This window comes from Gottfriedia sp. S16(2024), assembly GCF_050473765.1.
GTDB lineage: Bacteria > Bacillota > Bacilli > Bacillales > Bacillaceae_G > Gottfriedia.
Genome location: NZ_JBFLUO010000001.1, coordinates 1,470,256 through 1,496,278, shown reverse-complemented (window position 1 = coordinate 1,496,278; position 26,023 = coordinate 1,470,256). Strand labels below are relative to the sequence as shown.

The window sequence follows — 26,023 nt, the reverse complement described above, 5'->3', positions numbered from 1 at the left end:
GCAAATGGGATTATTGTATTTAAGATAATCCCATTTTCTTTTAAATGGAGGTTGTAATATGGGCACAAAAAATGGAATGAACGTAATTGTCAAAAACCATGATAGAAATTGGAATAACTTATTTCAAGAAGAAGCAAATCGTATTCGTAAAATCCTAAAAGATGAGCTTATTGAAATTCATCATATTGGTAGTACATCAGTTCCAAATTTAAAAGCTAAACCGATTATCGATATGTTGCCTGTCGTTAAAAACATAGAAAACATAGACAAGTATAACGGTCAATTGGCTGAGATTGGTTATGAGGGGCTTGGTGAGTTCGGTCTAACAGGTAGAAGATACTACCGAAAAGGTGGAGAAAATCGTACCCATCAAATGCATATGTATCAGTTTGATAATGAAAAAGAAATTGAGCGCCATTTAGCAGTTCCTGCTTATTTATGGGCACATGAGGATGAGATGAAAGCTTATGGGGAACTAAAAGCACAACTAGCTGAAAAATTTTCAAATGATATTTATGGATACATGGATGGAAAAGATGCTTTTGTGAAGGAAATAGAGCGAAAAGCTATAGAGTGGAGAAAAACGAATAAAGCTCACTACACATTTAATCATGATAACTAATTGGGCATTTAAATTCTCTAGACTAGTGTATGAACCACTTTTTTTACATAATTATACGGGCACAACTTTTTAATTGCAGATTCAGCTTCTTTGTTTGCAGCTCATCCATCTCACTGGTAGCTTTACAATATTCAATAATAAAAAAATCCTATTTTTTTCAAATAGGATTTTTTCTAATTTAATTCGATTTATTTAAGTGCAAATGTAAGTTCAGCTTCACAAGCGATTTGTCCGTCTACAGTTGCTACTGCCTTACCTTTACCGATTGGTCCACGCATTTTCACTAGTTCAACCTCTAGTCTTAGCTGGTCGCCTGGTACTACTTGTCTTTTAAAACGGCAATTATCGATACCAGCAAATAATGCTAGCTTTCCTTTGTTTTGTTCTAAGCTTAAAGCTGCTACTCCACCAACTTGTGCTAGGGCTTCTACAATTAGTACTCCCGGCATTACAGGATAATCAGGGAAATGACCATTAAAAAACTCTTCGTTAGCTGTAACATTTTTAATACCAATCGCACGTTTACCTTCTTCATGCTCAATGATACGATCTACTAATAAAAATGGGTAACGATGAGGAAGAATTTCTTTAATTGCTTTAATATCTAACATTTTATGTAGTCCTCCAATTGAAAAGATTCTATATGTTAATAAAAAAGAAGCAAGTCTTAAGACCAGCTTCTATGCGTTATAAATATAATACTATCTTATTTTGCAAGTTAACGCAAACCAATAATGAACTGTCTATTTTATCTCTCATCGCTCGATGATATATTCATTTGGGAGTTTTTATATTATCAATTTATACTTCAGCCATTTGAGGTCACCCCGATTAAGGGATTTATTTATTCTAGTAGCCTATAGATTTTATAATCTAAAATTAGTATCTATTTTATTTATGGAAAATTAAAAAAAATCAGATATTTTGTAAAGTATTTGACAGATTTAGGCGAAAGAATTTCTTAAGATTAAGTTACTAAACGAAAGCGTTAACGCTCTTAGGCTAGTAATGTGTAGCGGCCATTTTGTTTCTCGATAATTCCTTTTTCACATAATTCATTCATTACATAGGACACGCTTACACGTGAAGAACCAACTACATAAGCAAGTTCCTGATGAGTGAATGGAATCGTAATTGTTATACCCTTAGGTGTTTCCTTACCATATGAGGATGCTAATTGGCGCAACATAGTTAGAACCCGCTCACCTATATCTGAAAAACTCATTAACTTCGTTTGAAGTAATAAAGCTGATTGTTTGTTGCTCAATGATCTTAGTACTTTTTGAATAAGCATCGGGTCTCTCATAACAATATCATGAAATGCTGGTTTGGGTATTCGAAGGACTCGTGCACTTGATGAAGTAGATGCGTTGTAACCATATACTTCTTCTGCCCATACGTTTGATTCTCCAATAATATTACCAGGTCCAACGATATATAAATGGCGTTCAGACCCATTAGGCGATAACAAATAAATTCGAATTCGCCCTTCAAGGACGAGATACACAAAAGGATGTTTCTCATCTTGTTGAATTAATACATTTTCACGCGAAAATGAAAGTTCTTTACCTATTTCAAGAAAAGGAATTGCTGCCCATTCACCTTGTTCAAACCATAAGGACTGATGATTCATATGTCACCTCATATTAATTAAATATCAAAAATGAAAACGCTACCAAATTAGTGGAAGGATGATTTAAAATGATAAACCCATTTATAGAAAAACGTTCTCTTTTTCCGACCTTATCTGAAACAATTCATTTATCAAGTTGTTCCCAAAGTGCAATCTCATCACCGGTGAAGGCAAGTATTCAATCTTACCTAACAAGCTGGACCGAAAAAGGTATGGACTGGGAAGGATGGATGGACAAAGTCTATGAAGCAAAAGTTGCTTTTGCTACTTTAATAAATGCTTCTCCAGATGAGATTGCGGTGCTATCTAGTGTATCGGATGCCGCTTCTTCATTTGCAGCCTCGTTAGATTTTACTGGAAGTCGAAATAAAGTTGTTACTACGGATATTGATTTTCCTTGCATTGGTCATGTTTGGTTATCACAAGTACCACGCGGCGCAAACGTCACGTTTTTAAAAGAAAACAGTCATCAAATTCAAATCGACCAATACGAAGAAGCAGTGGATTCAAGCACACTTGTAACTTCTGTTCCACATGTTTCTTATTATAATGGCTTTATTCAGGATATCAAAGCTATATCAAACATTACCAAAGCGAATGGATCACTACTATTTGTCGATGCCTATCAATCTGCCGGAAGTGTTCCAATCGATGTAAAGGAAATGGGAGTCGATGCACTCGCAACAGGTGCACAAAAGTTTTTACTTGGTATACCTGGGATTAGCTTTTTATATGTAAGAAAAGAATTAGCAGAGTCTCTACAACCCCCAACGACTGGTTGGTTTAGTCGAGTAAATCCATTTGCATTTGATCAGCATCTTCTTGATTATGCAGAAGGGACAAGGAGATTTGATACTGGAACTCCTATGATGATCAACGCTTATGCAGCTGAAGCAGGTATTTCTTTATTAAATCAAATTGGTGTTCCTGCCATTCAGGAGTATCTATCTCACTTATCAACTGTTGCAATTGAAACCGCTCATTCACGCGGTTTGACCGTTGTTAGCCCAACAGATTTATCTATAAAAGGTAGTAACACTGCTATTCGAGTGGAACAAGCTACAGCCGTTGAGCGTTACTTGAAAACGAAAAAAATAATTGTCTCTGCTCGAAATGACGTCTTACGTGTAGCTCCTCATTTTTACAATACAGAAGACGAAGTTGTACGTGCAATTGAGGAAATTGCTTATGCAATTATTAAAATCTAACAAAAAATTGTATTTCCAAAAAGTAATTATGGTAATTGTCGGAACAATCTTGGTCGCACTTACCTATTACTTTTTCCAAGTACCAAACGGAATTGTGGCTCCTGGACTAGGTGGTATTTGTATGATGCTAGTTAAATTAATACCTATTCCACTAGGGCTCCTATATTTTCTATTAAATATTCCACTATTTTTAATTGGATACCGAGCAGTCGGTGTACCATTTGCACTGTTAAGTTTACTCGGTATGTTTAGTTTATCACTCTTCTTAACGTTATTTACCTCAATACCAGGACCGCACCTACCTTTAATAGGGTGCCTCCTTAGTGGTATTTTGTCAGGAGTCGGGATTGGGATCGTGATATTAGCAGGTGGTACAACTGGAGGGCTTGATATAGCAAGTGTAGTAATCAATAGAAAATTCTCGAATTTTTCTATTGGTAAAACGATGATGGTTATAAACGGAATTGTCCTTTTGTGTTCTTTAATCGGAGAAGGATTACAGCGAACTTTCCTTACGTTTTTTAGTATGCTGATTGCCGGGAAAAGTGTTGATTGGACGTTATCTTATAGTAAACAATTCAAGAAAGGTGGCGAAACAGTATGAAGGAAAATAAAACAGTAATTGAACGAGAAGGAGGACTAAGTCGTTCACTTACGAGTAAACAGCTGACCATGATTGGAATTGGTGGAGCAATTGGCACCGGTTTATTTATGGGAAGTGGTATTGCAATCGGATACGCTGGACCTGGGGTTATTCTAAGTTATATTATTGCTGCATTTATAGCAGTCATTATGATGTTTAGTTTATCTGAAATGGCTGTTGTGCATCCAACTGCCGGGTCATTCGGTACTTATGCAGAGATGTATTTAAACCCTTGGGCAGGTTTCCTAATCCGCTATACGTATTGGGCGGCACAAGTAATCGCAATTGGTGGAGAAGCTGTCGCAGTTGGACTATATATGCAGTATTGGTTTCCTAGTATTCCTGTTTGGTTATGGACACTTGGTTTTGGTATAGCTTTAGTTCTTGTGAACAGTAGGTCTGTTGCTAACTTTGGCCAAATCGAGTATTGGTTTGCAATGATTAAAGTCGTGGCTATTGTACTGTTCATAGTTTTTGGTGTTTCGCTCCTATTCGGAATTGGGCATTCGCATTCTGTAGGATTTCATCATTATACCGATCAGCACGGATTCCTACCTAATGGATTTAAAGGAGTTTGGATGGCAGTGCTTATGGCAATCTTTAGTTTTTATGGAGTAGAGATTGTCGCAGTTACAGCTGGGGAATCTAAAGATCCCAAAAAAGCAATTCCTAAAGCAATGAAGAGCATGGTTCTACGTTTGTTTTTATTCTATATTCTATCGTTAGGAATCATCGTTGCTGTTATACCTTGGATGCAAGCAGGTGCCCATGAAGTATCAGGGTCACCGTTTGTCAAAGTCTTCGAGAGTTCAGGTGTGAGATATGCGGCTGGCATTATGAATTTTGTTATCTTAACAGCTGCACTATCTAGTATGAATACTAATTTATACTTAACATCACGTATGTTATTCTCCTTATCTCGTGGAGATTATGCCCCAAAATCATTCGGTCAATTATCAAAAAATGGTACGCCTGTAACGGCAATTTTCATTTCAAGTGCAGGAGTATTAATCGCAACTGTATTGTCTATGTACTACCCAGATACATTTAATAAATTATTTGGTATCTCAATCTTTGGTGGAATTTTAGTATGGCTTATGATTTTAATTAGTCATCTTCGCTTTAGAAAAACCGTTCACCTTCATTATAAAGAGACATTACCAGTTAAAGCACCGCTCTTTCCATTTCTTCAATGGATCGGAATACTTCTTCTTAGTGGTATATTAATTACAATGGCATTTTCACCAGATTGGAATTCAGCTTGGAAAATTGGTGTACCGTGGGTCATTTTAGTAACAATTGGCTATTGGATCCAGAAAAATCGCAAATCGATTTCACATAAACATAATACAAATAATAAATCAGCGCTTTAATTATTAAGTTCAAACTAGATTATTAGATAAATTCACTAATGTTCTTTAAACTAATTATAATGAATTTCGCTTGAGTCAAGGTTCTCAAATCCGAATAAAGAGACAGATATAAAATAGGTAATCGCCTTCTATATCTGTCTCTTTTTTATTCCATCATTTATTGATTTTTCAACCTCTACGGTTTTAATAGACTCAGCTTTAGGTAGGGTATACATTAGTTCGGTTTTCATTGCATAATATGGCTGACTTAAAAATTTTCTTAATAAGTACAACATAAATGCTGTCATCCTTACTACAGATCAATTAGCTCTCCCCTTTTACACTTCATATTACATACAAAATTTTTAGATAGATTTTTTCGGACTTTTGTTGAAGTTTCCCTAACTTCCCGTATAATCACTGCCATCATATACCAAAATAATTGTAATTAGTTATTGTAAGTGGGGTGCTGATATTGAAGGTGTTTTGGGTATTTCTATGTTTGTTTATACTAGAGATGTGCTTATTGGAAGGGATTGACTTATATAATGGTGATCAATTTCCTCATCTACTAACGAATATAAAACTTAGCAAAACAGAACTAGTAGGTGAGGATTATGTATTAATTTTCTTTTTTACTGTACCATTCGGTGTTGCCAAAGTCGTCCTATCGTATATGAAAAAACTAAAAAAGAAACGAAATCGAGAACAAAATCAAAATACTTCTAATTAAAACGAAAGAGAATGCAGTTAGAGTTTCTATGCTGCATTCTCTTTTGTGTTTGCTTTCTTTTGGATCATTGCAATGATCAACAAAACAGTAGGAATAATGATTTGTAAAGGTATGTGTAAATAGTAAGGAACTATGTCAAACCCTTCTTTATAATGCTCTAAATAGTCAGGTGCCATCCAAACGGAACAAATTACTATAATTACTGCAATTGGATAAGTAAGTGTATCCGATTTTTTCACTTTAAATAAATCTGCCGCTCCAACGATCGCACAAAAGAAAAAAATCGTTATCTTAATAAATCCTCCAACAGCAATAACAATGACAACGACTGAATCCAGTCTTTGAATAAAATCAGCAATGTTGATGTAACTAATTGCAGTTAAGATAGGATAAGTAGCTCTCACCACCGTGTTTGCACCTAAAATACAAACATTAAGCATTGTTACTAACGTTAAAACCAGACCTGCAAAGATTAATCCAGGAATGCCGACCTTCCATGCATATTCTGGTTTCTTTAAATAAGGTAAAATCATTGTAAATACAATCATTTCGCCAAATGGAAATGTAACGGTCAAAGGGTATGCTTCTTTTATTACTTTTTTCCAGCCTGTCTCTAATACGGGTCTTAAATTATCAGTCTTTATTAGCCCTGCAATTACTTCAAAACCAATTATTGATACCATTATGAAGATGATTACGATAAACAAAAACTCACATACTCTACCGAAACTTTCAAAGCCTTTAAAGATTGCATACATACATAAGAACATAAATAAAATACCGATTGAAATAAGTGAGGACGCATTGTAAAGTGTAATCACTAGTAATTCTTCAAAGTCTCTAAGAACCCTTGCTCCAATATAAATAAAATAGAGTATATAAACCATTGCTAGTATTTTGCCAGCAAACTTCCCTAAAATAGATTGAACATATCTCGTTAATGGTAGCTCGGGATACAGATCAAATAATTTAATGTAAACACAAAACAGTAAGCATCCAGTAACCAGAGCTATTAAAACACTAATCCAAGCATCCTGCATTGCACCAGATGCAAGTCCTACTAATGTAGAGCTCCCCATTTCAAATAAATATATAATACTAAAGAATTGGTAGGCACCAATTGATAATTTTCGATTCATTAGCATTCCCTTCTTTTCTAAAATGGATAAGCTTTTTTTCTCATACCTACATTATTTATTTGGACATCAACATCAATTTTCACTTTAGCTTTTTGAAATTGTTCATCCCAATTTTTCTCATATTTTTTAAAAGCCTTTGGATCTGATAAATGTAGTTTATCGCCAAACCCAAAAATATCTGCCCCATATCCTTGTGCTTTCTTAATTCCTTCATCTATAGTTTTCTTGATCGCTTTCTCACTCAATACTTCATATTTTTTTAGCGTGTTTGCTTTATCAAAATTGTCATTGCAAAGTACTTCATCAATAATGGCGATCGATTTTACCTTTATGTGAATTATCGGTGTTTTATTTTTCATTTTAATCTTCGTGTCCGTTTTCACACGTGTGAGCTCCATCGAATCATATTCTTTTTTGCTGCATTTTATTTGTATATTTGTTTCTTTTATTGCATTATCAACTATTTGTACTGATTTTGCCGGTGAGCCGTCTAACCAGCCCACTAGCTTTCCTTTTTTAAAAACGCCTAACCCCTCAATCTTGTTATAGGATGATTTCACACTTGAAAAATTATCAAGTGTTTCAGAAGTCTTCGTTGCATGTTCTAAAACTGCACCATTAATAACTGGTTCTCTACCACTACTTGAAAGGGCTGATATTACTTGGCGCATTTGTATTTCTTGATTTTCTCCTAAAAGAGATGACGTATTTTTAATTTTTCCCACGATTGACTTAGCCGGTAATTTATCAAGTGCTGGTAAATTATTCATTACTCGATAAACACTGTCGTTTCTTGCAACAATGACTGGAATATTAACACGTATTTTGGAATCCCTCTCAAACACGTCAAATATATAGTTCAACGTTTTTTCCTTTGCTAAGTTTTCACCAATGACAACGAGTGCTACATGAGAATATATATTTGATCGAGAAACACTTTTTGTAATATTTCGAGCCGCTTCCGAAATCGTTCTACCTTTTTCTTCTAGGGAAATAACTGGTGTACCTATTGAACCGGTAACGCTAGCAATTGCACTCGGATTTATGATTTGAAGAACCATATTGTATTGATTATCTTTAGGTATATAATCAACACCCATAGCTACCACGATTGATACACTGTTTAGTTCTTTATAATTAGAACAACTCACCAAAAGTAAACTTGTCATTAGAATTAAGATCATACATTTTCTTTTCATACTTATTCTCCAGATCTTTGTTCTTTAACGGTTTTTGTGTTTCCTTGACTAGGTACAACTAAAATAGTATCTTTTTGACTTTTTATACGGAATGGTCCAAATGGTGCAAAATATGGTTCTCCAAAAGATCGTAAGCTACACATATGTAATAATATAATTAAACCACCAATTAACATTCCAAATAAACCAATATAAGCCGCTGCCAATAATAATATGAACCTAAGAATCCTAGCGGCAATTGACATATTATAATAAGGGATCGTAAAGCTAGCAATCGCAGTAATTGATACGATGATAACCATTGATGCAGATACAAATCCTGCCTGTACAGCTGCTTGCCCCAAGATTAAGGCTCCAACAATTGAAAGTGCCTGCCCAACCGCTCTTGGCATTCGAATTCCGGCTTCACGTAATACTTCAAAAATTAGCTCCATACCAAGAGCTTCAACAATCGCTGGCAAAGGTACACCTTCACGCTGGGCAGCTAAACTTACTAATAAAACGGTAGGAACTACAGCCTGATGAAATGAAGTAATTGCAATGAAAATTCCAGGTGCAAATAAGGCTGTCCAAAACGACATATAACGCAGCAATCTTAAAAAAGTTCCAATATATGAGCTTTGATAATAATCCTCTGGAGATTGAAAAAACTGCGTAAATGTAGCTGGTAAAATTAAGACAAATGGTGTACCAGCTACAAAAATTGCAACACGTCCTTCCAGTAAATTACCTACTACAGCATCAGGTCTCTCTGAATTAATCATTGTAGGAAAAATGGTCTTTTGGTCGTTTTGAATATAGTTTTCAATATAGCTGGATTCTAAGATTTCATCTGCATTAATAGCCTCTAAACGATGTTTTACTTCCCTTAATAACTCTTCATCTACAACTCCTTTTATATACATTATTTCTACATCAGTTCTCGTTACTTCGCCTATTTTCATTGACTCAATCCGCAACGCTGGGTGTTGAATTCTATTACGAATTAGAGAAGTATTTGTACGTAAGCTTTCTGTGAAGCTATCCTTTGGTCCTCTGATTACAGTTTGCGTTGAAGGCTCTGAAATACTTCTAGATTGCACCATTTTTGTACATGCAACTAAGAAGTTACTGTCATGATCTAAAAGAACAACGGTGTCTCCAATCAGTAATGCTGATAGGAGATTTGTATAGCTTGATTGTGATTTTAAACTTGAAACGGCGATTACGCTTTTTAAGCCATTCTCTAAATCCGTTAATGACAGCGTTGTTTCTTTTTCTGCATTAATTTTAACGATTTTATTTATGATTCCATCATTCACTAGTTTCTCGTTTGAAATTCCGTCAATATGAATGACTGCAAAAGAATACTGCATACCTTCCCCAAGTGTTTCATGACGAATCACAAGGTCAGAGCTATCTCCAAAATCATCTTTTATTCTTTTTATATTCTCTAAAATGTCCTTACTTAAAGAACGAGATATATTATTTTGAAATGGAATTTTTTTATTTGTAGCTGCACTATTGGTTTCTTTGTAGTTAAACACTTTTTTCCACCGCCCCATAATCATGGCTTATTATTCTTATACTTTTTCCAAAATATTTCATTTAATGTATTGTTTTCTAAGTGGTTTATTTTGCACACAAAAAAAGGCTGTCTCATAGAGACATCCCATTTCACTTATATTATAAGAATCGTTTATTTGCCCCTATATGGTGCCCGATCTTCGAGGCGGCGTTTCTTATCCTCACAACTTAGAGTCGAAATCCTACGGAAGAGTCACAGAATTTTCGTTCATACGAGTCTAATTATTTATTAATAAGCTGTGGGATTGGATTCACTGGCTTTCGACCGATTGAGTAATAGTGGATGTTCTTCTTTTGCATTTTAGTTAATTCATAACAATTACGTCCATCAATTACTAACGGAACCTTCATTAGCTCCTCATACAATTGGAGATCAGTTTCTACGATTTCTCTCCATTCAGTCAAAATAAATGTGGCCTCTCTCTTATGAATAGCATCCTTCACATTAACTGAATAATTGATAGAATCTCCAAATACTTTTCTTAATTCAGGTAAGGCATATGGATCATATACTGTAATATTAGTACCTTCTCTTATGAACTGATTAATTAAATCAATAGATGGTGCATGTCGAATATCATTTGTATTTGGTTTAAAGCTTGCTCCTAGAATTGCAATTTCTTTATTATTTAAATTTCCAAAAAGGGATTTTGCTAATTCTAATAGTTTTATTTTCTGTTGATTATTAATTGTAATAACGGATTTTAATAGTTTTAAGTCTACACCTACTAACTCAGCTTCTTTTACTAAAGCAGTCGTATCTTTTGGGAAACAAGACCCTCCAAATCCAATACCGGCTTTTAAAAACTTTGAACCGATTCTATGGTCTAGCCCAATACCATGAGCAACATGATCAACATCAGCATTTAATTTTTCACAGATCATGGCAATTTCGTTAATAAAACTTATTTTAGTAGCTAAAAAAGCATTAGATGCATACTTAATCAATTCCGCACTTCTTGCATCTGTTGTATAAATAGGCGTATTAAATGGTTTATATAATTCCTTTATTAAGTCCGTTGCATTTTGACTTTCGGAACCAATGACAATTCGATCGCCATTAAATAAATCGTATAGCGCAGAACCTTCCCTTAGAAATTCAGGATTGGATACTATTTCAATCGTTAAATGCGGAGGGGCATTTTCCAACATGATCTTCTTAACTGCCTCATTCGTTCCAACTGGAACAGTACTTTTAATGACAATTATTAGATTTTTTTTAGCATGAATTGCGATCTCTTTCGCAACAGCTTTCAAATATTGCAAATTGGCTGTTCCATCTGGAAGTTCTGGTGTGCCGACCGCAATGAATATGATATCTGCCTGGCTATATGCTGCTTTGAAGTTTGTTGTAAACTCAATTTTGTTAAGGAAACTATTTTCTAATAAGGATTCTTTCAAACCCGGTTCAAAAATAGGGCAAATTCCTTTTTGTAGTAATTCAATTTTTTCAGCATCAATGTCAACACATGTTACATTGTAACCAACTGTAGCAAATGAAACTCCTGTAGTAAGACCAACATATCCCGTACCAGCAACAACTATATGTGTCATGGTTCATCCCCATCCTATACAATTAATCAGTAAAGATAAAAAACTCTTTCTCAATGCTTAAAGTGAAGAATAATTTAAGTTTTAAAATTTACTATTTAATTGCAAATTCAGTTTTGATTTCTATAGGTCTACTTTTAAGTAATAATAAAATCTCTACTTTCTTGAAGTTCGATCATCATTTGCACCGGTTAAATTAAAACTCTACCCATCAATCCTTTTCCGATTTTTTTAAGATTAAATCTGAAATTAAGCTAGTAGAGCTATTTCACATAATTTTTAAATTGGCAGAGTTTTAAGTATTAAATCATATGTACCGGTTACCTAGATCATCCTCGTTTTACAATTACTTAATTTAAACTTTAAATGAAGCCTTTTAAACTTTGATACTTTCCTTTTCTCTATTCAGACTTTGACTACCTTCTTGTTCATCTTAACTTTACAAAACCTAAACACTTTTCTAACAAAATTTTCTAACAAAGATAACTGCTACTAATAAATTCCAAACAAAAAAATCCCAAGCTCTATGCTTGAGATTTCAGTGTGTAGTCAAGCTACAAAGCTTGAGCTTTTTATTTTAAATAGCGACTTGGAATCTTATCAATGTTTTCTAACATAATTCCAGTACCTTCTGCAACACATTGCATAGGATCTTCAGCAATGAAAACAGGTACTTTTAATTCTTCTGCAAGTAAAATATCTATTCCATGAAGTAATGCTCCGCCACCAGTTAGAATAACTCCACGATCAATAATATCAGCTGATAATTCAGGTGGTGTACGTTCTAATACTGTTTTTGCAGCTTGTACGATTAAGTAAACTGGTTCACTTAATGCTCTTTGAATTTCATCAGATTGTACAGTAATTGTACGAGGTAATCCAGTTACCATATCACGGCCACGGATATCGATTGATTCATTTCTTGCACCAGGGAAAACAGTACCTACTTCAATTTTAATTTGCTCTGCAGTACGCTCTCCAATTAGCAGTTTGTATTCACGCTTGATATAGTTTAGAATCTCCATATCAAACTTGTCCCCTGCCATTTTAATTGAAGAGGCGGTGACGATATCTCCCATCGATAAAACAGCGACATCGGTTGTCCCACCGCCAATATCAATTACCATGTTACCACTTGGTTGGAATATATCCATTCCAGCACCGATTGCAGCAACCTTTGGCTCTTCTTCAAGATAAACTTGTTTACCGCCGCTCTTTTCAGCAGCTTCACGAATTGCTTTTTGTTCAACAGATGTGATGTTTGTTGGACAACAAATCAAAATACGCGGCTTTGACATGAATCCCTTTACATCTAATTTATTTATAAAATGACGTAGCATTGCCTCAGTAATATCAAAGTCAGCAATTACACCGTCCTTAAGTGGACGAATTGCTACGATATTACCAGGTGTACGACCTACCATGCGGCTTGCTTCTTCCCCTACTGCTAATACTTTACCGCTACTACGCTCTATTGCAACTACAGAAGGTTCGTTTAATACGATTCCCTTACCTTTAACATGTATTAAGACATTGGCTGTACCAAGATCTATTCCGATATCCTTAGAAAACATTCCTTTTGGCTCCTCCTTATTCACTATACTCATGAGCAGTTCCCCGAATACGTTCCATACCAAAATATAATTTTACCATAAAGAACTACTTTTAGTAATTAATATTTGTGAACAGGAGGTTAAATATTTTTAATTTTGTTTTCAAGGCTCAGAAACCCTATTTAGTTACTTTCTCAACGTCTTCTTTTTGATACTTTTGTTTTGTAGCCTCTCCACCGCGTAAGTGACGAATTGATTTGTGATAATCCAAAATTTCTTTTACTTCATTTGCCAAATCTGGATTGATTTCCGGTAAGCGTTCTGTTAAGTCTTTGTGTACTGTACTTTTTGACACGCCAAACTCCTTAGCAATTACGCGTACTGTTTTCTTCGTCTCCACGATATATTTCCCAATCTTGATCGTTCTCTCTTTGATGTAATCGTGCACACTACTCTCCTCCTCTAAATGGATGTGAGAAGCGTGAAATGAGACTCGTTTTGACTGACTAAGCTGCTCTTTTTCCTGCTCTGACTGACCTGCTGAGGTACATTTATTTTGACTAGGTAGAAAATCCACGATTCCTCACCTCAAACACCTCTTTGATGGGTTTATAACATTGTATTAGCAAAGGTGTCTAACTATGCACAATTATCAGAAAAAAACAAGTGCCCAACACATATGGGGTATGATTCCCACGTGTTAGGCACTTTGTGAATTGCTTAATTATTATTGTTGAATTTTATTTCCACCTGAATAAGTATTAGAAGAACCTTCTTCTTTGTCATCTGATACATTACCAGAAGTATTCATTGTATTAGAATCTTTTGTTTCGCTTTTTGTATTTTCAGAACTAATAATTGATGAAACATCTTGTCCTTGGTATTTCTCTGGATTAATTGCTACACCATCTTTACGTAATTCATAATGAACATGAATGCCATTTTCTTTACCAATTAAACCTGTTCCAGCTACACCAAGAACTTGTCCTTGTGAAACTTTTGTTCCTGGTTCAACACTTACAGATTTTAAGCTTTGGTAATATGAAACTAATCCATTACCACTTTCTACTACAACTACATATCCTAGCTCAGCATCTTTTTGAGCCTTTGTAACAGTACCACTAAGAGCTGCTGTTACATCAAATTCTTTTCCACTTTTATCAACTAAATCCATACCAGTGTTGATCGTGAAAGTATTATTATCCATTTGAATTAATGATGCTTGTTGCTCATCTTTTGAAGCAGTGTCATCATAGTAATGACTTTTAACTTGAACTGTTGCATCCTTTGAAACTGGGTAAGTTAATTTTTCTTCTGGCTTTGAAGCTGGAATTGCTTCAGGCTCTCTCGTATCAACTGTAGTTCCAGTTTTTGTTGGAGTTGGAGCATTACTGTATTGATACCATAACGCACCTGTCAAAATTACTGCCGCACTCACTAAATAAATTGCTGGTACTACCCAACGCTTTCTTAACATTTTAATAACCTTTTGAGAAGTTTTTTTGTTTTGTTCCTCTCTCATCCTTATCACCTCTGCAATCATTGTCAACAGATTTCTGGAATTATATACGCAATTTAGAAAATTTTAGTTCGACAAAATTCTTATTTTTCCACACAATTTCAAACTAATTCACATTAATCCACAAAATACTAGAAAAATATTAACAAATGAAAGCGATTTATCCACAATTCCACAGAGTTTATACACAATATTTGTGGATAAGTTAATAAGTCTCATTATGAAGTTTATAAAATATTTTTCTTGCATTTTTCTTTTTTACAAAATATAATCACACTACAAGCTTGTACGATGTAATAAAAACTTAAACTTAAAAAATTATTTCAGTCATTATATATTTTTTGCGATGATGAAGAAGAGTAGATTATATGAAAGTTTCAGAGAGCTGACGGTTGGTGCAAGTCAGTACGGACATATTTTTGAATGGGCTTCTGAGCACCCAAACCGAACCATTTATTTATGCAGTAGGCTTTGGCGGACGTCTCACCGATAAAAGAGACAGGTATTCAAACTAGTGTTTCGATACTGCTTTTTGTCACAAGGTAGTTCAATTCATTTGTTTTGATACTGCAAAGTGAGTCTAAACGGTTTTAGGCTAATTAAGGTGGCACCACGGGAGTCCTCGTCCTTTTTATAAGGCGGGGACTCTTTTTTTGTACCCAAAAATAAGGAGAGAAAAAATAAAATGATATTTACTAAGAAAAAATTCGTATCAATTACTTTATTACTCACATTGGCACTAGCAGGCTGTGGACAACAATCAAATCAGACAGCTTCGAAGTCAAACGATCACACGCTACATTTAATGGATACTTCAGATATTGTAAGTCTTGATAGTTCACTAGCTTTAGATGGACCATCATTAAACGCACTTAATAGTGTAATGGAAGGTCTTTATATGCCAAATGAAAAAGGAGAATACGTTCCTGCGGCTGCTTTATCACATAAAGTTAGTACGGATGGTAAGGTTTATACATTTACTTTAAGAGATGCTAAATATTCAAATGGAGACCCAGTAACGGCAAAAGATTTTGTTTTTGCAATGAAACGAGCAGTTGATCCAAATACTAAAGCTCAGTTTGCATACGATTTATATGATATTGAGAATGCAAAAGAAATTAACCAAGGAAAGTTATCTGTGGATAAACTCGGGGTAACTGCACTAGACGATAAAACATTACAAATTAAACTTGAACGCCCTATTCCATATTTCATTCAACTAACTAGTTTACCAATGTTCTTCCCGTTAAATGAAAAATTCGTTAAGGAGCAAGGTAGCAAATATGGTTTAGAAGCAAATACAACTTTATATAATGGTCCTTACGTTGTAAGTAAATGGAATCATGAAGCTGGATTTACAATGACAAAAAATCCACAATACTATGATAAAAAGAATGTCCAAGTAAATAAAATTGACGTTAAAATCATGAAAGAAACAACAACTGCAGTTAATCTCTATGAAACTGGCGAACTTGACCAAGCAATTATTGATTCTAATGTTATCGATCGTTATAAAGGGAATAAAGAATTAAACAAATTAGCTATGCCAATTGTCTCTTACATCAGCTTTAATCAAAAAAATCCACTTTTAGCAAATCTAAAAGTGCGTAAGGCAATCGCAAACGGCTTTAATAAAGAGGACATTAGTACAACACTATTAAACGATGGTTCGATTCCTACTGATCGAATTATTCCTAAAGGTTTAGTAAAAAACACTAAAGGTGTGGACTTTGTTAGCTCAACATCTCATCCTTCTACAGTAAGTTTAGAAAAGGCTAAATCACTTTTTAAAGAAGCTTTAACTGAGAGTGGTAAATCAAATGCGACAATTTCACTACTAGTAAGTGATAATAATACATCGCGTAAAATCGGTGAATATTTAAAATCACAATTAGAAACAAATTTAAAAGGTCTAACAGTTAATATTGTCGTACAACCAGCACAACAAAAATTCGAATTACGCCAGCAAGGAAACTATGATCTCTCTCTAGATACATGGGGTGCAGATTATCCAGATCCAACGACTTATTTAGAGCTATTTACATCTAAATCAGCTTTAAATGTATTAAATTATAAAAACGCTCAATATGACGAATTTGTACAAAAGGCAAACACAATCAGCTTACAAAACGAATCAGAACGTACTCAGCTCCTTCATAATGCTGAAGACCTTTTACTAGATGATGCTGCGATTGCTCCCGTTTACCAAGCTGGATATGTGTACTTACAAAAATCAAATGTAAAAAACATAAAAGTACGTCCATTTGTTGGATACTTTTATTATAAATATGCTCAAAAGCAATAAGAGTCGAGAAAAGAAGTAGAATTGTAGAGTAATCTTAAGGAACTTAAGAAACTGACTTTCTTAACTGAATTTGAACCTGAGTGATTTAAATTACGCTAGAATCTCTGTAATTAAGCTCCTTGGCTTCCCAAAATAAATAACTCTATTAATCAAAAAACACTCTAAACGGACGAATCCTAGTTCGTTTTAGAGTGTTTTTTAAGTTACTTTCTTCTTTTCATAAAAAAAAATCGATCTAAGCGATTATACAAAAAAACAGACCTCTATGTGGTCTGCCTTTTGTCTTTCCGAATGAAAATTTCTTAAAGCTTCTTCAATACATCATAATCCTTCTTACTAAGCTTCTTTATGTCGATACCCTTATAATAATACTTAACGATCTCATCGTATGTTTTTCCTTGCTTAGCAAGCTCATTTGCTCCGTATTGACTCATACCTACTCCATGGCCAAAACCTTTTGTTGTAATGATGATTTCATTACCTGTACGCTCCCACGAAAAATCTGTTGAACGCAGGTTTAGTTTCTCTCTGATTTCTTTGCCTGAGAGAGTTTTTTTACCAAACGCCACTTGTTCTACACGTTTACCTTGTGTTCTCGACGTGACTTTCCCTATGTCTGCCTTATTAATTTTTACATTAAGTTTCTTTTCGAAATCACTTATTGTAAATGATTTTTTTGATATATAGTTTGGAGCAACGGAATCCCAAGGACTCGGTACACTCTTCAAATATGGTACACTATTTTTCCAATATTCTTCGGAGTTTTCAGTGTATCCATTGCTTGTGGAGAAGAATGAAGCAGTTATAGGTTGTCCATTGTATGTTAATATTTGTCCTTCAGTGGCTTTTACAGCTTTTTCAATTTTGGCTATACTTTTATCGTATTCAGCGCCATATCTTTTCTTGAGGTCGTCGCGATCCTGAAAGACTTGAAAATTAACTGAATCATCGACAATTCCACCTTCTTGAAGTGGTTTTCCTTCTTTCAATCGTTTGATGATAAATGTTCTTGCACTTAAACTTTGTGCTTTTAGTGCTTCTGTTTCAAATTTTGCTGGCATTTCTGATGCGACTACTCCTAATACGTATTCCTCAATTGGTAGCTTTTCAACTTTTTGTGTTTTTGTTCTAAAGACTTCAATACTTAGATTGTCATTTTTGTTCGCTGCTGCGACTTGGTTTGCTTTTTTCTGTAGCTGATCAACCAATCTACCATCTGTATGGCTATGAAATGGTAGAACAAGCAATGTAGGGATAATAATAACGACTGAGCAAGTAGTTAATCCTGCAGTGATTAATGTTTTAAATGACTTCATATTTTCCTCCTATCCATTTCAAAACAACTTTAAATGACAATTTTCAACTAATTGCCCTTTCTAAAGATAATTTATGTATATGGACAAGCATTTAGAACAAATATAGATTGATTTCAAATTAGTTTCTTTTAACAAATAGTATTATTTTTTTATTATTTTTAGAATATTTTATAAGGTTTCTGTCTATAACTGATAGTAGAAAGTTGCATGAAAATGCAAAAATGCCCGACTCTATGTGGGGTAACACAAAGTGCCAGGCATTAGAATTAGTTTTTAGTTTACGCTTGTAAATCTTTTAGTGTTTCTTCCTCTACAGCTGTGCTTGGTTCGTTTACACGTTCAATGTCCGCTCCAAGTGCAGCAAGCTTTTCATGGAAATTTACATAACCACGATCTAAATGTTTTAATTCAGTAACACGAGTATATCCATCAACAACTAGACCAGCAAGGATAAGTGATGCAGCAGCACGTAAATCCGTAGCAGCTACTTCTGCTCCTTGAAGATCATTTGGTCCATGAATAATAGTTGATCGACCTTCAATTTTAATATTTGCATTCATGCGACGGAATTCTTCCACGTGCATAAAACGATTTTCGAAGACTGTTTCAGTAATCATGCCTGTTCCATTAGCTTTTAATAGAAGTGCCATCATTTGTGATTGCATATCTGTTGGGAAGCCTGGGTGAGGCATTGTTTTGATGTCTACAGGTTTTAAATTGTCTGTACCAATTACACGAAGTCCTTCTTCCTCTTCGATAATTGTTACGCCCATTTCACGCATTTTCGCTACAACTGAGCTTAAGTGCTCTGGAACTGCATTTTCAATTAATACATTACCATTCGTAATCGCTGCTGCTACCATAAACGTTCCAGCTTCAATACGGTCAGGAATAATGTGATGAGTTGTACCAAATAATGTTGGTACACCTTCAATTCGAATAGTGCCTGTTCCAGCACCACGAACTTTACCACCCATTGCATTAATGAAGTTTGCTAAGTCAACAATTTCAGGTTCTTTCGCAGCATTTTCAAGAATTGTTGTTCCTTCTGCAAGTGCTGCTGCAGACATAATATTTTCTGTTGCTCCTACGCTTGGGAAATCTAAATAGATTTTTGCCCCTTTTAAACGACCGTTTGATTTTGCCTCTACAAAACCATTACCAACCGTAATTTGAGCTCCCATTGCTTCAAATCCTTTTAAGTGTTGTTCAATTGGTCTAGATCCAATCGCACATCCACCTGGCAACGCTACACGTGCATGACCATTTCTTGCTAAAAGTGGCCCCATTACAAGAATAGATGCTCGCATTTTACGAACATATTCAAATGGTGCTTCAACATGTAAATCCTTTGAAGCATCAACTGTTACTGTATTATTTTTGAACCCAACCTCTGTATTTAAATTACGAAGAACTTCGTTAATCGTGTAAACGTCAGATAGAGTTGGTACGTCATGAATTATATTTTTTCCTTCACTAGCTAGTAGCGCTGCAGCAAGAACTGGTAAGACAGCATTTTTTGCACCCTCTACACGAACTGTGCCTTGAAGCTGTTTCCCGCCACGGACAATGATTTTATCCAAACTTTTCCCCTCCGTGTCCTAAAATAGATCTATCAATATTCTACTGTTATAATCGGTGTGCCAATAATAATTGTCGTTGATTTATCAACATTGTTTTCACGTATTGCAATTTGTAAATTAATTTTTTTGCCATTTGCAACCAGAGCGTCATTCCACTGTTCAGTATATGCTGAAACAGAGACGAATGCCCCTTCTTTTATTTCTTCAATTTTTGTTGCTTTAAAAGTCCCCAAAAAATCATTTTTTATACCCTGCAAAACACCTTCAAGTTTACCACCCATTGTCCCCTTTATACAAGTAAAAAAAGTAGGTTCTTTACTAAAAATATTTTCCAGTGAGTTCTTAATAAGTTTATTTGTTTCTTTTTCAGCCTGCTGGTCCCATTTAGTCCCACTAAGTTCATAAATTACATAGCTACTGTTATTGCCAGTAGATGTAACAACGATTCTTTCTGTGACCAAATTATGGTTAAATGTACCAATTATTTTATTACCATTATTAGATTTCGTCCACTTAAATTTTTTAAAATCCGCTTTATATTTACCGACTATTTTGGACACCGAAGTATTCATTTTAGCTTCTCTTGCGTATAAATTCCAACTTGTAACCGAAATGTCTTTTTTATTTAATACGTCTGCAAAACGGTTCAATTGACCTATACCTGTGTCTGCCATACCGATTTTACCCCAATTATAAAATAATGCAGAAGCAAAAGTAATTGTAATTAAAAATATGTACACAGTCTTTTTCATAAATAATCCCCTCTCTTACTTCCATTTTTCACAGGTAGAGAGGGGTTTATACGATACATCGTAACATACTTTTTGACAAATTATTTCAATAAATATGTAATGTTTTTTGTATATTGTAGATAGTCTAAGAAAAAACTACTTACAGCAGAGGAAATTGTAATCGTCAATAGCACCATAAAAAGTCGAATTTGGGCGACATGACCTTTTTTCATAATACTCTCCCACTTAATTGCGGTTAAAGCCCACCAAGTTAAAATAATGAAAAATAAATGGACAATTATTGCTAATAACGCTTCTGTCCCAACTAAAGCTTCCATTTTTCACGTCCTCTTTTCGATCGATTTTTATAGAAAAACTTTCAGATTGCTGTTCTTAAGTGCATGCAATTTCAAACAGTCTGAAAACCAAATAGTATACTTTCTCTACAAATTAAAAAGTGTAGGAATCATCCTACACTTTTAATTTAAATATATTTTACGCCATAAAGAAGTCTTTCACAATGTCTAGCTTATGAAATACATCTAATGCTAAAGACGGTTTAATACCTAATAGAATTGTTATGACAGCACAAACCAATACAACGAATAGATGTGTCTTAGGAAGTACAATTTTACGCTCTTCACCACTTCTAAAGAAAATATTTTGAAGGATGCCGAAATAGTAAAAATAAGATACTACTGTAGTTAAAAGTAGAATTCCACCTAATACATAATATCCTTTAACTTGGACAAAGGCTCCCAAGAAAATATTTAACTTTCCTATAAACCCTGCCGTTAATGGAATACCCGCTAGCGATAAAACAAATATTGTCATTGTAATCGCTAAAAATGGATTCGTTTTAATTAGTCCTGCAAATGATGATAATGAATCAGATCCCCTTTGTTGTTGTACATTATAGACAATTGTTAAAATACCGATTGTCATGAATGTATAAGCTAATAAATAGAACCAGATCCCCTCAAACATGAATGGTGAAATACTTACAAATGCAACTAGAACATAACCTCCGTGTGCAATCCCTGAGTATGCAAGTATGCGCTTTAGACTGTTTTGTTTTAAAGCAATTGTATTACCTATAATCATCGATAACGCAGCCAATGTTGCAACAACTGGTTGCATTACTTCGAATACAGATTTTTGTTCCTTCATCAATAATGCACCAGTGAAAATTGCTAAGAAGATGCGAAGTACGATAATAAACCCACCTGTTTTTGAAACTGTTGCTAAGAATGCTGTTACAGGTGTTGGAGCACCTTCATATACATCTGGAGCCCACATATGGAACGGAACAGATGCTAGTTTAAATGATAATCCAACAAATACTAGTACAAATGCTAGGATCATTAGAAACCCATTACTGCTTGGTATTCCTTGTTGAAGTGCCAAATTCATTTCAGTAATGTTTGTTGTACCTGTTAAGCCATAAGTATAGCTTAATCCGAATAGTGTGATTGCAGTTGAAATACCGCCGTTAATTACATACTTAAGTGCTGCCTCAGAAGAGCCCTCTCTTCTCTTTTGAATTCCAACTAGAATATAAGATGAAATCGAAAGTAGCTCTAATCCAACAAATAAGGTAATTAAATCGCTACTTGAAGCCATATACATTGTTCCAATTAACGCTGTAATAAACAATGTGTAGTATTCTGAGCGTTCTGCGATTGATTTATCTCCTAGTGCAAGTAATAAAACTAAGATTGCTCCAATTAATAAAATCAGTTTAAATAAAAACCCAAACGAATCAAATTTAAACGATCCCGCTAATAGACTTATTGGTTTATGTGAGTGAAGTGTGATTAACCATACAAGCGATCCAACTACACTTAACAAGCCAATCCAACCGACTATTTTACGACTCGCATTTTTAGGTAATAAGAGTTCAAGAGTTAATAGAAGAAGCGCAGCAACTACTAGAATGATCTCAGGACCCATTGTTCCCCATTGAAATTCAGATAATGCTTTCCAAGTCATCTTCTATACACCTCTAATCCCTTGAATGATAAAATCCACTGATGACACAATCATATCATTTACGAAAGCTGGGTATACACCAAGCAGAACAATCGCAAATACTAAAATAACTGAAGCGATTGCTTCGCGTTTTGATAAATCAGTGAATGATGAAATAAATTCACTACTTTTACCGAAGCTTAATTGTAAAATCGCTCTTAAAATATAAGCTGCAGTTAAGATGATTCCTAACGTACCGACAGTTGCAATTGCTTTATGAGATTGGAAAAGGCCAACAAATGATAACCATTCCCCTACGAACCCTGATAGACCTGGTAAACCTAATGATGCCATACCGCCAAAAAGTAGTAAGCCGGCTAGTCTTGGAGTTGATTTTGAAAGACCAGAAATACGGTCAAAGCTAGTAGTATCACCTCGGTTTTCTAACATTCCAACTATTAAAAATAGAAGTGCTGCAATTAAACCGTGAGATACTGATTGTAAAATCGCTCCTTGAATTCCAGCGCTATTCATTGCTGCTAATCCAATAATAACAATTCCCATGTGGGAGAAACTTGAATATGCCAATACAGAACGTAACTCTTTTTGAATTAAAGCAATATAAGCTCCGTAAAGTAAATTAATTACACCGATAATCGCAAGAGCTACCGACATTTTTTCAAATTGCTCTGGGAAAATACCTAAAGCAAAACGAATTAAACCGTAAGTTCCAATTTTTAATAGGATACCAGCATGAATGATCACTACAGCAGGATTTGCTTGTGTATGAACATTCACCATCCATCGATGGAACGGGAATAATGGTAGTTTGATTGCAAATGCAATTAATAAACAAATTAATAGAACCATTTTTAAATGCTCTGAAATTGGACTAACTGTTTGTTGTCCCGCTGGAATGATGTTAGCTAAAACTTCATAATTTGTTGTGCCTGTGCGAGCAAATAGGACAGCAATAACAAATAATAAGAATGCAGATCCTAATCCGTTATAAATTAAGAATTGGTATCCAGCACGTTCACTATCAAATCGGCCCCATTTACCAATTAAGAAGAACATTGGAATTAGTGTTAATTCAAAGAATAAGAAGAATAACACTAAGTTCTGAGCTGCAAATACACCGAACATACCTACTTGTAAAATAAATAATAGTTGATAGAAGCCTTTTGAACCTTTATTAATAGAGTAACCTGCTATTACAGCAATCAATGAGATAATACCAGTAAGTAAAATCATCACTAATGATAGACCGTCTACTCCAAGTTCAAACTTAACTTGAAACAATCTAGTTGATCCAGCGAAAAATTTTCCAAATGAAAACCAATCATATGAAATATTCCAACCTTTTAAACTAGAATGATTCTGACCTGCTATATAAGCTAGTATAGTAACCGCAAATGATAAAACCGAAGTCAATAATGCCCAAAGCTTATAAGAATTCTTTGGAGCAAAAGAAACTAGTAATAATCCCAATAAAGGTGAGAAAACAACCCATAATAAGAAATGAGACATCATAAGTTGTACCCCCCTGTCACAATGATTGCTAATAAGATTAGCGCAAGACCAAGTAATGTAATAAATCCATAAGTTTGGACTTGGCCACTTTGAAGCCTTGAACCAATTCCACCGATAGTACTTACAATTCCTTTTACTAGAACTGCAAGCCCTTCAATGACAAAACGCTCAATTGCAAACATTACATGCCCGATTGCAAACATACCTTTTACGATTGAACCGTTATATATTTCGTCAATATAGTATTTATTAAGAAGAATTTCATAGAATAATCCATTTTCTTCTTGTTTAGTTTGTTTCACTTTTCTGCCATACATATTGTAAGCAAGCGTAATTCCAGCTAAAGAAACAAGTGTTGCTACGATCATAATCCAAACCGGCTCATGACTATGCTCAGCAATTGTAAATGGAGCTCCGTCTAATAAAAAATCATTTAAGTGACGACCAAAGAATGGTGAATTAATATAACCTGCAAAGATAGCAAGGATCCCTAATAATGACATTGGAAGAACCATTGACATCGGTGACTCGTGCGCACCTTTTGTCTTTTCTTCTCCAGTGAAAACCAAGAAAAATAATCGGAACATATAGAATGAAGTAAAGAATGCCGCAGTTAAAGCAACTACGAATAAAACGTAATTTCCGTTTTCCCAAGTTGCAGCTAAAATCTCATCTTTACTAAAGAAACCAGATAGTAATGGTACACCTGTAATAGCTAATGTACCAATTAAAAATAGTGTAGATGTCCATTTCATTTTCTGACGTAATCCACCCATTTTAAAGATGTCTTGAGTGTGTACGGCATGAATAACACTACCTGCAGCTAAGAATAACAATGCTTTAAAAAATGCATGAGTAGTTAAGTGGAAAATACTTGCTGTATAACCACCTACACCTAATGAAAGCATCATATAGCCCAATTGACTGACCGTAGAGTATGCTAGTACTCGTTTAATATCTCTTTGCACAAGACCAATACTTGCTGCAAAGATCGCAGTAAATCCTCCGACAATCGCAACTACAGTTAAAGCAGTTCCACTTGCAATAAAGATTGGATAAGTCGTTGCTACTAAGTAAACACCGGCTGCTACCATTGTTGCTGCGTGAATTAATGCTGAAACAGGTGTTGGACCTTCCATCGCATCAGGAAGCCATGTGTGAAGTGGGAACTGACCTGATTTACCCATTGCTCCTACGAAAATCAAGATCGCAATAAGAGTTAACATACCGGTACTCACATGTCCACCTTGGATTACATTGAAAATTTGATCGAAATCAAAGCTCTTTGTTTTCCAAAATAAAAGTACCATCCCGATAAATAAACCAACGTCCCCTATTCTAGTCATAATGAACGCTTTTTTAGCCGCTGCTTTTGCTTCCTCTTTATAAAAGTAGAAACCAACAAGTAAAAATGAACCTAAACCTACTAACTCCCAGAATACATAAAGTTGTAGAATGCTAGGTGAAATGACAAGTGCTAACATCGCAAATGTAAATAAGCCTAAATATGCGAAGAACACTGTAATTCGGTCATCCTCTTCCATATATGCTGTTGAATAAATATGTACTAATGTACTAACGAACGTAACGATTACTAGCATTAACGAATTTAGTGCATTTACTACATATCCAACGTGAATATCGATATTTCCAATTGTTAACCAAGTGTATAATTTCTGCACTGTATCCCCTTGTAGACGGTCAAATAAGACGAACAAGGAGATGATGAATGAGATTCCTGTTAAAGTTGCTCCTAAAATCCCACTACCTTTCTTTCCTCTTGTACCAGCTAATATTAGGATTAGAAAGGAAATTAGCGGAAGTACCGGAACAAGCCAAGCATACTGCATCATCAAATTCCACCTC

General features: G+C 34.7%; 22 protein-coding genes and 1 other annotated feature. Of the genes, 6 read left to right on the top strand and 16 right to left on the bottom strand.

All coding sequences use genetic code 11. The features are described 5' to 3' along the window. Positions 1-58: 58 nt before the first annotated feature. Positions 59-622: a GrpB family protein gene (locus tag AB1282_RS07065; RefSeq protein ID WP_429898762.1), complete on the top strand. Its 564-nt coding sequence runs from the start codon at positions 59-61 to the stop codon at positions 620-622. A 188-nt stretch (positions 623-810) separates the two neighbouring features. Here AB1282_RS07065 and fabZ read toward each other — a convergent pair whose 3' ends face one another. Both fabZ and AB1282_RS07055 read right to left on the bottom strand, forming a co-directional pair. Then, positions 811-1,233 (bottom strand): 3-hydroxyacyl-ACP dehydratase FabZ, encoded by a 423-nt coding sequence (fabZ, locus tag AB1282_RS07060; RefSeq protein ID WP_056469377.1) that lies wholly within the window; start codon positions 1,231-1,233, stop codon positions 811-813. A 386-nt stretch (positions 1,234-1,619) separates the two neighbouring features. Next, positions 1,620-2,255 carry a Crp/Fnr family transcriptional regulator gene (locus AB1282_RS07055; RefSeq protein ID WP_056469374.1) on the bottom strand — a complete coding sequence of 212 codons (636 nt, stop codon included), beginning with the start codon at positions 2,253-2,255 and terminating at the stop codon, positions 1,620-1,622. Positions 2,256-2,323: 68 nt separating this feature from the next. On the opposite strand from AB1282_RS07055, the gene AB1282_RS07050 reads away from it, so the two are divergent. From AB1282_RS07050 to AB1282_RS07035, 4 genes are all read left to right on the top strand, one after another. Then, positions 2,324-3,463 (top strand): aminotransferase class V-fold PLP-dependent enzyme, encoded by a 1,140-nt coding sequence (locus AB1282_RS07050; protein WP_429898761.1) that lies wholly within the window; start codon positions 2,324-2,326, stop codon positions 3,461-3,463. Then, complete coding sequence (locus AB1282_RS07045; protein ID WP_429898760.1) at positions 3,444-4,067, top strand: YitT family protein; 624 nt, start codon at positions 3,444-3,446, stop codon at positions 4,065-4,067. Before AB1282_RS07050 ends, AB1282_RS07045 begins: the two co-directional genes overlap by 20 nt. After that, positions 4,064-5,479 carry an amino acid permease gene (locus tag AB1282_RS07040; protein ID WP_429898759.1) on the top strand — a complete coding sequence of 472 codons (1,416 nt, stop codon included), beginning with the start codon at positions 4,064-4,066 and terminating at the stop codon, positions 5,477-5,479. The genes AB1282_RS07045 and AB1282_RS07040 overlap by 4 nt, the downstream gene beginning before the upstream one ends. A gap of 454 nt (positions 5,480-5,933) precedes the next feature. Further along, positions 5,934-6,191, top strand: coding sequence for a hypothetical protein (locus tag AB1282_RS07035; RefSeq protein WP_429898758.1), 258 nt, complete (start codon positions 5,934-5,936; stop codon positions 6,189-6,191). Positions 6,192-6,217: 26 nt separating this feature from the next. On the opposite strand, the gene AB1282_RS07030 is transcribed toward AB1282_RS07035, so the two are convergent. The 7 genes from AB1282_RS07030 to AB1282_RS07000 form a co-directional block, all read right to left on the bottom strand. Beyond that, a complete protein-coding gene (locus tag AB1282_RS07030; RefSeq protein ID WP_429898757.1) occupies positions 6,218-7,330 on the bottom strand; it encodes a GerAB/ArcD/ProY family transporter in 1,113 nt (370 codons plus the stop codon). Positions 7,331-7,347: 17 nt separating this feature from the next. Further along, the gene (locus AB1282_RS07025) at positions 7,348-8,529 is read right to left on the bottom strand and encodes a Ger(x)C family spore germination protein (RefSeq protein WP_429898756.1); all 1,182 of its coding nucleotides are present in this window, start codon (positions 8,527-8,529) and stop codon (positions 7,348-7,350) included. Positions 8,530-8,531: 2 nt separating this feature from the next. Further along, positions 8,532-10,055 carry a spore germination protein gene (locus AB1282_RS07020; protein ID WP_286131646.1) on the bottom strand — a complete coding sequence of 508 codons (1,524 nt, stop codon included), beginning with the start codon at positions 10,053-10,055 and terminating at the stop codon, positions 8,532-8,534. Positions 10,056-10,317: 262 nt separating this feature from the next. After that, the gene (locus tag AB1282_RS07015) at positions 10,318-11,649 is read right to left on the bottom strand and encodes a UDP-glucose dehydrogenase family protein (protein WP_429898755.1); all 1,332 of its coding nucleotides are present in this window, start codon (positions 11,647-11,649) and stop codon (positions 10,318-10,320) included. A gap of 569 nt (positions 11,650-12,218) precedes the next feature. Beyond that, complete coding sequence (locus AB1282_RS07010) at positions 12,219-13,220, bottom strand: rod shape-determining protein (RefSeq protein WP_056469946.1); 1,002 nt, start codon at positions 13,218-13,220, stop codon at positions 12,219-12,221. Between the two features lie 157 nt (positions 13,221-13,377). After that, positions 13,378-13,647, bottom strand: coding sequence for a sporulation transcriptional regulator SpoIIID (gene spoIIID, locus AB1282_RS07005; protein WP_025569002.1), 270 nt, complete (start codon positions 13,645-13,647; stop codon positions 13,378-13,380). A 279-nt stretch (positions 13,648-13,926) separates the two neighbouring features. Next, complete coding sequence (locus AB1282_RS07000; protein ID WP_056469355.1) at positions 13,927-14,721, bottom strand: M23 family metallopeptidase; 795 nt, start codon at positions 14,719-14,721, stop codon at positions 13,927-13,929. Between the two features lie 334 nt (positions 14,722-15,055). Continuing rightward, positions 15,056-15,351 (top strand) — a binding site (T-box leader). A 52-nt stretch (positions 15,352-15,403) separates the two neighbouring features. Here AB1282_RS07000 and AB1282_RS06995 point away from each other — a divergent pair. Beyond that, entirely contained in the window at positions 15,404-17,023 is a 1,620-nt protein-coding gene (locus tag AB1282_RS06995) for a peptide ABC transporter substrate-binding protein (RefSeq protein ID WP_056469352.1), read from the top strand. A 302-nt stretch (positions 17,024-17,325) separates the two neighbouring features. On the opposite strand, the gene spoIID is transcribed toward AB1282_RS06995, so the two are convergent. The 7 genes from spoIID to nuoL form a co-directional block, all read right to left on the bottom strand. Then, the gene (gene spoIID / locus AB1282_RS06990) at positions 17,326-18,339 is read right to left on the bottom strand and encodes a stage II sporulation protein D (protein WP_056469349.1); all 1,014 of its coding nucleotides are present in this window, start codon (positions 18,337-18,339) and stop codon (positions 17,326-17,328) included. 278 nt (positions 18,340-18,617) lie between these two features. Then, complete coding sequence (gene murA, locus AB1282_RS06985) at positions 18,618-19,922, bottom strand: UDP-N-acetylglucosamine 1-carboxyvinyltransferase (RefSeq protein WP_025568969.1); 1,305 nt, start codon at positions 19,920-19,922, stop codon at positions 18,618-18,620. Between the two features lie 32 nt (positions 19,923-19,954). Beyond that, entirely contained in the window at positions 19,955-20,674 is a 720-nt protein-coding gene (locus AB1282_RS06980) for a YwmB family TATA-box binding protein (protein WP_056469346.1), read from the bottom strand. 80 nt (positions 20,675-20,754) lie between these two features. Next, entirely contained in the window at positions 20,755-20,991 is a 237-nt protein-coding gene (locus AB1282_RS06975; protein ID WP_025568971.1) for a DUF1146 family protein, read from the bottom strand. Between the two features lie 157 nt (positions 20,992-21,148). Next, the gene (gene nuoN, locus AB1282_RS06970; RefSeq protein ID WP_390310815.1) at positions 21,149-22,645 is read right to left on the bottom strand and encodes an NADH-quinone oxidoreductase subunit NuoN; all 1,497 of its coding nucleotides are present in this window, start codon (positions 22,643-22,645) and stop codon (positions 21,149-21,151) included. Positions 22,646-22,648: 3 nt separating this feature from the next. Next, the gene (locus tag AB1282_RS06965) at positions 22,649-24,157 is read right to left on the bottom strand and encodes a complex I subunit 4 family protein (protein WP_429898754.1); all 1,509 of its coding nucleotides are present in this window, start codon (positions 24,155-24,157) and stop codon (positions 22,649-22,651) included. Beyond that, a complete protein-coding gene (nuoL, locus tag AB1282_RS06960; protein WP_429898753.1) occupies positions 24,154-26,010 on the bottom strand; it encodes an NADH-quinone oxidoreductase subunit L in 1,857 nt (618 codons plus the stop codon). Before nuoL ends, AB1282_RS06965 begins: the two co-directional genes overlap by 4 nt. Positions 26,011-26,023: the final 13 nt, after the last annotated feature.